Below are 10684 nucleotides of genomic sequence, written 5' to 3'. Positions count from 1 at the left end.
CCCGCCCCGGCCGCGACCCACCCGCGTCCACGCCTTGGCCGGCGCCTGCCCCCGCGGCGCGGCCCGCGCCGGCTTCCCCCCCCCCCCCGCCCCCTCCCCCCCCGCCGCCCCCCGCTTCGCCGCCGCCCACACCCTCGCCGCCATCGCCCCCACCCTGACCGCCGCGGCCCTCACCGAGGCCGTCGACGCCTTCTTCCGCGCCCGCAGCCGCGCCGCCTGACCGCCGCCGGGGAGGCGCACCGCCCGCCTCCCCACCCCCATCGCTCCCGACAAGGACCGCCCGCATGATGGCCTATCTGATCACGATGTATGACCGCCGCGGCACCGGCTGCACCGTCTGGGCCGGAACCCCCGCCTTCGTGTCGCGCGACCGGGCGGAGGCCGAGTTCCGCTTCTGGCAGGACCTCGCCCGCCAGCAGGACCGCCCGCCGCCCAGCATCAGCTTCGCCCAGGTGCCACGCTGACCGGGACGGGCGCCCAGCGCGCCCGCCCTTTCCTTCCAACACGCTCCACATCCGGGAGACCCCATGTCCTGCATCGCCAGTCGCCCCACCATGAAAAGCATCCCCGCCGCCTCGCTGACCGCCGGTCAGATCGTCTGGCTCGAAGGGTTCCGGTTCACTTGCGTCGGGGTTCGTCCCGACCCCATCGGCAACGGGTCGGAGAAGGCGCCCCAACCCCGCATCGTGGCCGCCCTGGAATGGAGCGGTGAGGGACGCGATCCCGGTCCCGGCTACCGCACCATGACCGCCGGCCGCGCCCTGGATTGGTGCTGGACGGTCGAGTGAGGCACCCCATCCCCTTCACGACAAGGGCCGCCGGCACCCGCCCGGCGGCCCTTGTCGTTTCAGCGGCGGCATGGAACATGGAGATCTACAACCGCCCAGGCGGGGCCGGAGCCGGACGGCCGGCGCCGCCCGCCCCCTTCGCTACACCGCATCATCAGACTTCGGAAAGATCACCACGGTCGCCGCCAGCTGGTCGACCGGCACCCATTTTTCCCCCATCCGCATCCGCGCAATGGGAGAGCGGTACCGCCACAGCGGTGACGCGCCTTGACCTTCCTTTGCAAAGCGCTCGCGCCCTTCTTGAATGCGGAGCACCAGTTTCTGTTCGGAACGCAGCTGTAACCGCTTCTTTGTCTTTTCTTTCCGGGCAAGCCGCTTCGCGAACCATTTCGACGTATCCGTAGAAGCAAATGCCTTCTGCGCGTCCTGCCAGTTCGTGTATCCGTACTGGATCGCCACAATATCCAAGGCTTGCGTGTAACGAACCCCGTACTCTCGCTTTATGATCTTTGCCAACCGCCGACCATACTTATCGGTCAACAGCGGTCTTTCATCAGCAGACGCGGCCATTCATTCCCCCCTGTGGGTAAATCCAAGCAGCCTGTGGAAGCTATCGGCGGATCACCCGCAGTGCTATCGGCGGATCACCCGCACCCTTTATCGGCGGAACACCCGCGCGAATCGCGGCGGATCACCCGCACAAATCATCACTAAAGCTTTGATTTGGAAAGGGTAATTCAGCCCTTAACTTCTTAACTTCTACTCTATTTAACTCTCTTAACCCGAAACGCCTGTGGAAAGGGCTTGCGGGTGATCCGCCGAGTCCCCGCCCCTTTCGTACCCGGGATGGTCCAAAGCGAGGAAGGATCGACGCACCATGTGGACGATCTCGTCCTTCCCTTGCTTATCCAGCGTCAGCCAGTATTCCGGCAGCTGGTTCGCCTCCACCACAGCGCGGACCTGTCGGGCAAAATCACTCGGTCTCTGGGTTGATCCCGATTTCTGGTACAGCGCCTTCATCGACAGCGGCCAGCCGGCCGACTGGTTGCCCGCATGCTTTCGGGCAACCCGGTACATCCAGCGCTCAATGCCCCCTGTGAGGTCGAAATAGCGAGGATCGATCCGGAGCACGCCCCCTTGCGCAACCACACCATCGAAAAACCAACCGGGCAATTCGACGGTGAAAAAGGATCGGCCATCCGGCTGGGGGTCCTCGGTCCAGCGTGACAGCCAAGTGAAGCCCGTGGGCTTGCCCTTCGACCGGATTGTGGTCTCCACATAGGTCGCGTTGAGACGGCGCAGCGCATCCCGCAAGCGGCCGTAATCCTCGCCGCCCGTGGGTCGGTGGATCGCCCGCAAAATCTGATAGGCCGGCGCTCTTAGCACCGGAGACACCGCCAGCCCGCGGTTGATCGCCTCGGTGATCTGGCTCGCCGCCCAGATCAGGATATCCGCGTCCCAGATCGTGGCGATGCCGACGTCTTCCGGCGCCCGCACGATCACCTTGGCGTCGCCCACCTCGTACTCGATCGGCTTCCCGCGCGGTGACTTCGACAGGCTGAAGAATGGCCGCTCCATGGTATCGCGGACGTCCCGCAGCGGCACGTCGACAGCCAGGGCGACGAATAAATCCATCTGGTCGGGAGCAGAGCGGGTGGAGCGTCGGGCCATGATAAATTTATCCCTTTACGAACCCATGAATTTTTCAATTCATGAATTGAAGAATTAACAGATTAATCATGTTCCGGAGGGGCCAGCAGGAACTCCGGGGCACCAGCGATCGGTGGCTTTCCGAAGCGCTCGAACATCATGTCCACAGCGAGGCGCAGGAGGTCCTGCTCCTGGACATTCCGGCCATATGCCTCCGTCAGTTCGGCCCGCAGCCCCATCAGCTGCACCTTCGCAGCCTTGGGCAGTCGCACCTGGTGGGGGACGGTCTCTTCGCCAGCCGGCCGGCCTCGCTTCGCAGGGGCCATCGGTTCGGCCGGGACCGATACGGGGGACACCGGCACCTTCTTCTGCACGACGGCAGCGGCGATGGAGGTACGCTTGGACATCAGATGCGCTCCTGGATGTAGGACCAGAGGGAATTGATTTCGCCAGCGGCTTTCCCGGCCGGCTCGAACTCGGCGACGGCTCGGCCGTCGTTCATGGCATGCCTGAAGGCCGCTCGGTCGCAGATAACGGTCGGCGCGACGGTCAGTTTGAACTGCGCCTCGATGGCTGACCGGCTATCGGCGACGACACCGGCTTCCGCCTGGATGACACCGCGCGGCGCTGGAGCATGGTTGATGATCACAGCATGCTTGGACTTCGCCCGTGCCCTGGCCACCAACTCGACCACCTTGTCCAGCGCGTCGACGTCCACGATGGAGGGTCGGCAGGGGATCAGAACCAGGTTCGCCAGCTCCAGTGCAGCGAGCGTGGTAGCGGCCGAGCGGGGCGGCGTGTCGATCACCACCAGGTCGCATCCATGTTCTTTCGCAGCGGCCTTGATCCCGGCAACCGGCGGGTTCACCGATAAGGTGACGTCATCTGCGACGCGGCGGTCCCACCATTTGCGGACCGACTCCTGGGGATCAAGATCGACGATCAGGACCCGGTGTCCCAGGCGAGCGGCTTGCACCGACAAGTGGGCGCTCAGGGTAGTTTTGCCCGACCCGCCTTTCTGGCTGTGGACGGCGAGGACCTTCATCGTGTAACCCCGTCAATTCGTTGGTTGACGATGGTATACATTCACGAATTTATAAATTCAAGAATTTATTGTGTGGTCACATCGTTATCGTCCAAGCCCGGTAGGGACGGCTGCGCATGACGGGGCGGAGTGAAGTTCGGGCTATAGCGGCACAGCCGCCATGCGTTGCGCCAGGTGGCCGATAGCACCCGCTCGAATCCTTCATGATCGTAGGCGGGACCGTGAGGACAGGCATCCTCATCCAGCCCTGCCTTGCAGGCGCGTTCGCCGGCGGCCTGGGCCGCAGCAATCTTCTCCCAAGGCGGGTCGTGATCCGGCTCCCCCAGCTCGTCCCCACGCGCCCGCAGAGCGGCAGCAAGACAGGCCGCCACGCCGTCCGGTGCCCGCGCGCAGGAGCCGTAGCAGCCAACCTTGCTGATGCAACGCTCGCAACGCTCCACGGCCTTCCTGCGCGCCATAGTGGCCTCCATCGGTAAAGTCCAATCCCCTCACGAGGGGCACTATTCCTGCGTCTGTTCCCAGACCGCGCGCACCAAGGTGCCGGCGCGCTCCACTGCGTCGTCAACGGTGAGGCCGGGGTTCGCCGAGCGCAGCACGTCCACCAACCCGGTGACGTGGGTCATCGCCAGGGCGATCTGGGCCAGCGGGGTAGGGACGTCGGACTCCGTCGTCGTGGTGATGTCGATCTGCATCTCAGGCCTCCTGATCGGGATCGACGCCGGCATCGTCTTTGCGGCCGCCAGGATTGGCGTAGCCAGAAACCCACGTAGCGGCGTCCAAGCCGCGGCGCCGCTGGCTGACCGGCACCCCCGCCGCGCGGCGGCGTTCCATGATTCCTTGCGCCACACCGGCAGGCGCCACGCGGCGCCGCGTCAATCCCTTGCTCATAACCCTGATCTCCTTACTGCTGGTCGAGTGGAAGTTGGACCGCACCGACTGGCGGGTAGTGGTAGCGGATCGGTCGGAAGACAGTTGTGGCCCCGATGGTGCCGGCGTTGACCAAGCGACGCAGCGTGCCAGCAATGGCGGCGCGGCCGGGGCCATCTCCGTTACATCGTGCATCGGCTGCGCCGACGATTTCCCGTTGGAAGGCCCAGCCGCCAAGGTCGCGGATGATGGCCAGAACCATGGGGCGGTGATCCGGACCCCTGATGCAGGATTTGTGGCCCATCATGCCGCCATCCGCTCGGCCTGCGCCGCGGCCTTCAGCAGCTCGCGGTGGCGGGGCCAGGGGGTCCAGTCGTACTGCGCGCCGTTCCAGGCTCGGCCGGCGCGTTCCTTGCGGCCGTGGAAGGCGCCGTCGGCGCCGAACACGCCCCACTGTTTGAAATGCACCTGGTCCGGGTAGGCCTCGAGGACCTCGCCGATATGCTCCGGTGCCGGTGCCCACTCCGGATCCGTGGTGTTGCTGGCGCCGCCCAGGATGATGCAGGCGGCGATCGACAGGTCGACGCCGGCGAGCGAGCCGCCGATCGGCTCGGCCGACACCCACAGCCTACCGCTGTCCCCCCACACGTCGGCCAGTTGGGCCAACCGGAATCCGTGCGTCGCGTGCTCCACCGTCACCCCGGGCCAGACATGATCAGGCAGCCGCTCCACCCAGGCCGGCAGCGCCAGCTTGCGCGCCAGGTGCGGCCGGTGGGTCAGCAGCAGCCAGTCCAGATGGGTGCAGGCCTCGACAATGGCGCAGAACTCCTCCCGCCAGGCGGGGGGCACCTCCGGGTCCAGCCAGTCGGCCAGGCTGAAGGCGAACACGCTGAAGCGCAGGCCGGTCTCCCGCGCCATGCGGTCCAGGCGCAGGACGCGCGCCTTCCAAGAGGCGAAGCGCACCCGCGGCTCGCCGGCACCCCAGCGCACCAGGTGCTTCCGCTCCAGGAAGGTGCGGGCGTAGCAGATGGCGCAGCCGCTTTTGGTGCCGGCGGTGCCCGCCAGCTCCGTACAGCCGCCCCAGGCATTGGCTGTGAAGCTGGCCCAGCTGATCCCCGTCATCGCCTTGGCGATCGAGCGGGGGATCAGCGCCAGGTCGACCGGGCGCCGCTCCGGGCAGCAGGACAGCGCCGGCGGGGGAGGGGGCGGCCCGATCCGGCAGCAGCCGGTGCAGATCATGGTGGTCATGATGGGTCGTCCTCTTCCATCACCCGGCCGCACCAGAAGCACCGGCGCTCGCCGTCCTCGCCGAACTTGCCTTCGTGATGTCCATGCGGGCTGCGTCGGCATTCGTCGCCATCCGCGAAGCCATAGCGGTCGAGGATGGCTCGGGCCGCCGGGGATAAGTCCTCATCCATGCAGGCGATCTCCCTCAACCGTGCCGCGCGTCCTTGAAGCAAGCGGCGATGTAGCCTTTCCAGTAAGCCGCGGACCCGTCCCGATCCGGCGGCCGGTCGGCGTCGGCATCGGCATTTCCGCGCGCCCAATCGCTTGTCTGGTCGCTTGCCAGCGTCGGCGTGGCGGTGGGCTGAATGTCCTCAGTTTTCATGGGCTGGCCTATGTCGCTGAAATGCCAGTTTTGTTCGATCTGCACCGGAGAGCCTCCATGATCAGCGGCTGCGGAGCAGCGGCAGCCGGAACCGCTCCCGGTCGCCGTCCTGGCGGTGGACGCGGCTGTTCAGCATCGAGGTGAACAGGCTGTGGCCACCGGGCCGGCGGAAGGGCGGCAGCCAGACCAACCAGCCATAACTGTTGGTCCCGTTGCGCAGCCGGACGTTCATCGGCGTCCCGGCCGGGTACATCGTCACCCGATCCTGGAAGCTGTGGATGAAGGTCGCCGGGCGCTCGTAGAGCAGACCGCCCGGCTTGTTGCGGGCCTCGGACAGGGCGAAGCGGACGTCCATCAGGCAGCACAGCCCCTTGGCCGCGTCGCCGGCGTCCTCGAGCAGCTGCAGGGCGTGGGTGATGATGGCCACCGCGGCGCCGGCGTTGCGCAGCGTCTTCCCGCCCATCTTGCTGTAGGGCGGATTGGTGACGATCCAGGGCTGGCGCAATTCCCCCAGCTGCAGGAAGTCCTGCTGCTCGACCGCGAAGTAGGTCTCCGCCGGCGGGAGGATGGTGGAGGCGGTGACGGCACCGGCGCCGAGCTGGTCGGCCGCCACGGCCGCCAGGATGCCGTCGCCGGCGCAGCACTCGTGCAGGCCGGCCGACAGGTCGACCACCGACATGAGGGCGCGCATGCACTCCGGCGGCGAGCGGTAGTGATCATCGACCGGCCGCGGGATCGAGGTGGCGACGACGTCGTCCGCCGGGACGGGCAGGGCGGTGTCATCCGGCATTGTCACCCCCGACCGCGGTATTGAGGATGCCGGCGGTGCCCAGCAGGGCGACGGCGAAGCGGCGGAACTGCGCCGTCACCGGCCCCGGAGGCGCCTTGCCGGCGAGGACCAGCTTGGCCTCCTCGATGGTGGCGTCGATGTCGATCGGCGCCTCGGCCGTCGCCATCGTGCCATCGGCGGCGATCCGGCACTCGACGGCCCGGGGGATGCCGGCGGCATCCTCCATCACCGCAACCACATGTCGGCCCTCGATGCCGACCAACGAGATCATCGTGTTCACAGCCGATCCTCCTTCGGGGCTTTGAAGATCCAGCACTTCAGCGTCTTCGTGGCGTCTTGGGCCGACCGCACGGTCTTCACGTCGATGAAGGCGCGTTCGCGGGAGTCCCTCAGATGCCGCTTCAGCTCCAGCAGGGCGGGCAGCGATTGCCCGTGGCGCTGTGCGGCCGCGGCGATCTCGTTCAGGTTCACGGCGATCTGGTTGGTGCCATCGCGGGCGTGGTTCAGCCCGGCGAGGCCCAGATAGTCGACGGCCTCCCAGAACTGCTCCACCACGCTGTTGTCGGCGGCGATCGCGTTCTGGCGTTCGACGGCGGACTCGACCAGCAGGGCCATCGTCTCGTCCCGCCAGCCATGCGGAAGGGAGACCAGATCGGCGAAGGCCTCGACCAGCGCCATCATCTGCGCATGGTTCTTGCCGATGCGGTTGGTCCGGATGCCTGGGTGGGCCAGCAGCTCGGCCTCATAGACCGGCGTCTTTTCAACGACGGTCTTCATCACCCGCTCCTCGGCCATCGTCGCCATCAGCATGAACCAGCTGACGAACTCCGCCGGCATGCTGGCCAGCTCGTCCGCGGCCTCCTTCGACTCCCTCGAATGGCCGCCGGTACGGAATTTCAGGTGAACGATGCGCTGCATGATCGCATCGCTGGCGTTCACCGCCGCGTTCTGCGAGATCACGATCGAGCCTCGGAAGGCCGGCTCGTTGGTGTCATTGCCGCTGTTGGCGATGCCGCGGGCGCGGCTGGCGCGCCCGTTATAGCTTGTCTTTAATTCGTCCCAATCGAACTGGCGCTGCTTGTTGGTGGTGTCGTCTCCGCGGTCGGATTCGATGTAGCAGACAGGCAGGTTCGACACCTGCGACATGATGCGCGCCCGCGCCGCCAGGGTGGACTTGTTCGGGTCGAACCCTTCGTAATCGGTGCGGCCTGCCAACTTCCACAGGAACTCGATCAACGTCGTCTTACCGGCGCCGGCCTCGCCGATCACTTCCAGGAAGGGATAGGATTTGTGGGCCTCGCGGATTTGCTCCGCGAAGAAGCTGCCCAGCCAGAAGGCGGCCGCCACCAGGCCACGCGGCCCGAAGGCCTTGTAGACCAGTTCCGGCCAGTCCTTCCGGTACTGGCGCACGGTGCCGTGATGCAGCTTCAGCGACTGGTTCAGCGACTTGACCGAGGTGCGGCCCAGCTCGAAGAAATCTTCGTCGTTGATCGGATAGAGCTTGCCGGCGCTGACCGCCAGCTCGCCCCATATCCACGCCTTGTGCTCGCGGGCATAGCCCTGGAAATCGACCGTCTGGACGATCCGGATGCCGTCCAGATGGTGCTTGATCAGCCAGTCCAGCTGTCCTGTGGTGCCGCTGTAGAGCGCGCCCGGTGCAACGGCCAGCAGCCGCTTCTTGAATTCCGATCCTGACGCGATCTGCGGGCCGGTGAAGGTGTCCTTACGCTCATAGGTGGCGTGGGGAAAGCGGATGCGGGCGTAATACCAGCTGTCCTTCGTCAGCTCGTCCGCCATAAAATACAGGAACTGAAAGGTGCAGGTGGCGATCTCATCAATGGTCGCACTGCGTCGCGCGGCCTCAAGGTCGATGTCCTCGCATTCCTCGTCGCCGTTATCGACGCGCTCAATCAGCTCCTTGCGCAGCTGCATGAACTTCTGGTCGGGCAGCTCCCACCACCAGGTGCGCGTCCCATGCTCCAACGCGAAGCTCGTCATGGTGCGCTTGCTGTTTGCCCAGGTCAGCAGGCCGCTTTCCAACGCATTTGGCGCCAGCAGCAGCGCGCCGTGGTAGCGCGCGGTATCCAGCTCCTCCTTGCCCAGCTCGTCGGCGATGTGGGCGTCATTCCAGTCCTTCTTGGCGCCCCGCTGGGGGATTAGCGCGGCGGTGCAGGAAAAGCCGGCCTCCCGCGCTGCCTTCACCGCCTTCTGGATCGCCCGGCGGCCGGCGCGGTCATTGTCCAGCGCCCAGACCAGGCGGGGCCAGATGTTCCGCTCGGCCAGCTCCGCCAGCTTCTTCTCCGGATAGTTCCCGGCGCTGAGGGTGGCCACCGCCTTGACGCCATGCTGGTGCAGGGCGATGGCGTCGATGCAGCCTTCAACCAGCCAGACTTCGTCGCCGTCGGCGATCTCCATCCCCGGCGGCTGCCACCACAGCCCGCCATGCGGGCCATGGAAATGCGCCTTCCTGGTCTCCGGTTCCTCGCCCGGATGCTGGATGGTGACCGGCTCGATCAGCCGCTCCATCCACACGCCCTCGGCGATGTCGAAGACGACGGTGGCCGTCGCGCGCTTGGCGTGGCGGTGGGTGAAATGCCCCTGCCGGTACCAGCCACGGATCCGGCGGATGTCCAGATGGCGGACATGGTGGAGGTAGGCGTCGGCCGTGGCGTTGGGCGCTTCGGTTGTGGCCGGGTAGCGTTCGTTGATGCGGCCGAAGGCATCGGGATACAGTTCCCGCGCCGTCGCCGACCACGAACACTTGTTCTCACGGTTGCAGCGGATCACCCATGGCTTGGCCTCGCTGGTGAACAGCTCCTTTTTCCCGCAGGCGGGGCAGGCGCCGCGCCGCAGGAATCCCTTCGCCTCCCGGAAACCGAAGTCTCGCTTCAGCCGGGCGACGATCTCTACACGAGCGTCGTCATTCATCGTGGGCGAACAGCCAGCATTTCAGTGTGCGGCGGGGGTCGATGGCGCTGCGGATGGTGCGGGCGCCGCGATAGCGCGGGTCGGCTTTCAGCGCCCGTCGCATGGGAAGGTCCATCTCGACCGCGAACGCCCCGGCAGAGGCGTGGCGGTTCAGCTCGCCCATGTTTACTGCCAGCAGGCGGGGATCGCGGGCGTGGTTGATCTTCAAGCCGCCGGCCGCCGCGACGGCGGCGAAGAAGCGGATCGACAGGTTCGACGGCTGGGGACCAGCCCGGCCCAGATCATCCAGCGCCGGGACCGGGAGGTTCAACTTCATCAGGGTGTCCGCCAGCATCGCGTGGATGGTCTGACGGATCACCGGATCGGTCTGCCGCTTCAGCTCCTTCATCAGCCGGATCGCATGGGCCTGGCCCGGCGCATCGACGCGGGGCTTCTGCGCATAGGCACCCGTCTTGCGGATGGAGGGCAAGACCTCGCCTGCCACCCACTTTCGGAAGCGATGGGCAAACGTCCCCGGGGTGATGGCGCCATGACTGCGCAGGATAAGGGTATAGAGGCCGATCTCGTTGATGATGACCATCTCTTGAGGGCCGCCCGCAGTCTCGAAAACTCCGACCCCCTTTTCGTCATCGTCAAGCCGGCTGGCAGCATCGCGGTGGTTGGAGATCCCGAGGACGCGGCAGACGTCAGCTATGACGAACCACGGATCACCCGCATCGGTGACCGAACGGACAAGATGCTCTTCCTCGAATAGGAACGGGGTCAGGCGCGCACTCATGCCACGCCCCCCGACTTGGTGGCGGCGGCAGCCAGAATGGCGTCGGCTTCCTTGCGGAGACTGTCGACCATGATGCCGAGCTGGAAGCCGATGGTTTCCTCGCTCGTCAGGTGCGCGAGGCGGACGACGCCATCCAGCGCTTCAATGATGGCCTGAATTTCGTAAACGTGCTTTTCGACCGTCCGCAGACGGTCTTCGGGCGTGAGGGTGCTCATGCCGGCCTCCACAT

18 protein-coding genes are annotated in these 10684 nt (G+C 66.2%); 3 read left to right on the top strand and 15 right to left on the bottom strand.

Annotation, left to right across the window (positions count from 1 at the left end):
- The 3 genes from GBZ48_RS31670 to GBZ48_RS31660 form a co-directional block, all read left to right on the top strand.
- The coding region (locus GBZ48_RS31670; protein WP_211105956.1) for a hypothetical protein at window positions 1-220 on the top strand (220 nt) is incomplete at its 5' end.
- Window positions 221-284: 64 nt separating this feature from the next.
- Window positions 285-464, top strand: coding sequence for a hypothetical protein (locus tag GBZ48_RS31665; RefSeq protein WP_174474648.1), 180 nt, complete (start codon window positions 285-287; stop codon window positions 462-464).
- A 90-nt stretch (window positions 465-554) separates the two neighbouring features.
- Window positions 555-788 (top strand): hypothetical protein, encoded by a 234-nt coding sequence (locus GBZ48_RS31660; RefSeq protein WP_174474647.1) that lies wholly within the window; start codon window positions 555-557, stop codon window positions 786-788.
- Between the two features lie 141 nt (window positions 789-929).
- Here the strand turns inward: GBZ48_RS31660 and GBZ48_RS31655 are convergent, their stop codons facing one another.
- The 15 genes from GBZ48_RS31655 to GBZ48_RS31585 form a co-directional block, all read right to left on the bottom strand.
- A complete protein-coding gene (locus tag GBZ48_RS31655) occupies window positions 930-1358 on the bottom strand; it encodes a hypothetical protein (protein WP_174474646.1) in 429 nt (142 codons plus the stop codon).
- Between the two features lie 207 nt (window positions 1359-1565).
- The gene (locus tag GBZ48_RS31650; protein WP_174474645.1) at window positions 1566-2459 is read right to left on the bottom strand and encodes a replication initiator protein A; all 894 of its coding nucleotides are present in this window, start codon (window positions 2457-2459) and stop codon (window positions 1566-1568) included.
- A 62-nt stretch (window positions 2460-2521) separates the two neighbouring features.
- Window positions 2522-2845 (bottom strand): hypothetical protein, encoded by a 324-nt coding sequence (locus GBZ48_RS31645; RefSeq protein ID WP_174474644.1) that lies wholly within the window; start codon window positions 2843-2845, stop codon window positions 2522-2524.
- The gene (locus tag GBZ48_RS31640) at window positions 2845-3483 is read right to left on the bottom strand and encodes a ParA family protein (RefSeq protein WP_174474643.1); all 639 of its coding nucleotides are present in this window, start codon (window positions 3481-3483) and stop codon (window positions 2845-2847) included. The genes GBZ48_RS31645 and GBZ48_RS31640 overlap by 1 nt, the downstream gene beginning before the upstream one ends.
- 500 nt (window positions 3484-3983) lie before the next feature.
- Window positions 3984-4175 (bottom strand): hypothetical protein, encoded by a 192-nt coding sequence (locus GBZ48_RS31635; RefSeq protein WP_174474642.1) that lies wholly within the window; start codon window positions 4173-4175, stop codon window positions 3984-3986.
- 1 nt (window position 4176) lies between these two features.
- Window positions 4177-4371 (bottom strand): hypothetical protein, encoded by a 195-nt coding sequence (locus GBZ48_RS31630; RefSeq protein ID WP_174474641.1) that lies wholly within the window; start codon window positions 4369-4371, stop codon window positions 4177-4179.
- A 13-nt stretch (window positions 4372-4384) separates the two neighbouring features.
- Window positions 4385-4612, bottom strand: coding sequence for a hypothetical protein (locus GBZ48_RS31625; protein WP_174474640.1), 228 nt, complete (start codon window positions 4610-4612; stop codon window positions 4385-4387).
- Between the two features lie 41 nt (window positions 4613-4653).
- Window positions 4654-5598, bottom strand: coding sequence for a DUF5131 family protein (locus GBZ48_RS31620; protein WP_174474639.1), 945 nt, complete (start codon window positions 5596-5598; stop codon window positions 4654-4656).
- Window positions 5595-5768 carry a hypothetical protein gene (locus GBZ48_RS31615; protein WP_174474638.1) on the bottom strand — a complete coding sequence of 58 codons (174 nt, stop codon included), beginning with the start codon at window positions 5766-5768 and terminating at the stop codon, window positions 5595-5597. The genes GBZ48_RS31620 and GBZ48_RS31615 overlap by 4 nt, the downstream gene beginning before the upstream one ends.
- A 14-nt stretch (window positions 5769-5782) precedes the next feature.
- The gene (locus GBZ48_RS31610; protein ID WP_174474637.1) at window positions 5783-6004 is read right to left on the bottom strand and encodes a hypothetical protein; all 222 of its coding nucleotides are present in this window, start codon (window positions 6002-6004) and stop codon (window positions 5783-5785) included.
- A 16-nt stretch (window positions 6005-6020) separates the two neighbouring features.
- Window positions 6021-6749: a hypothetical protein gene (locus GBZ48_RS31605; RefSeq protein ID WP_174474636.1), complete on the bottom strand. Its 729-nt coding sequence runs from the start codon at window positions 6747-6749 to the stop codon at window positions 6021-6023.
- The gene (locus tag GBZ48_RS31600) at window positions 6739-7029 is read right to left on the bottom strand and encodes a hypothetical protein (RefSeq protein WP_174474635.1); all 291 of its coding nucleotides are present in this window, start codon (window positions 7027-7029) and stop codon (window positions 6739-6741) included. The genes GBZ48_RS31605 and GBZ48_RS31600 overlap by 11 nt, the downstream gene beginning before the upstream one ends.
- Window positions 7026-9677, bottom strand: coding sequence for a toprim domain-containing protein (locus GBZ48_RS31595; RefSeq protein ID WP_174474634.1), 2652 nt, complete (start codon window positions 9675-9677; stop codon window positions 7026-7028). The genes GBZ48_RS31600 and GBZ48_RS31595 overlap by 4 nt, the downstream gene beginning before the upstream one ends.
- Complete coding sequence (locus GBZ48_RS31590; protein WP_174474633.1) at window positions 9670-10455, bottom strand: BRO-N domain-containing protein; 786 nt, start codon at window positions 10453-10455, stop codon at window positions 9670-9672. Before GBZ48_RS31590 ends, GBZ48_RS31595 begins: the two co-directional genes overlap by 8 nt.
- Window positions 10452-10670: a hypothetical protein gene (locus tag GBZ48_RS31585; RefSeq protein WP_174474632.1), complete on the bottom strand. Its 219-nt coding sequence runs from the start codon at window positions 10668-10670 to the stop codon at window positions 10452-10454. The genes GBZ48_RS31590 and GBZ48_RS31585 overlap by 4 nt, the downstream gene beginning before the upstream one ends.
- Window positions 10671-10684: the final 14 nt, after the last annotated feature.

It is taken from the genome of Azospirillum melinis, assembly GCF_013340935.1.
Taxonomy (GTDB): domain Bacteria; phylum Pseudomonadota; class Alphaproteobacteria; order Azospirillales; family Azospirillaceae; genus Azospirillum; species Azospirillum melinis.
The sequence above is the reverse complement of the archived record's forward strand: the minus strand, read 5'-3'. Positions and strand labels throughout refer to the sequence as shown.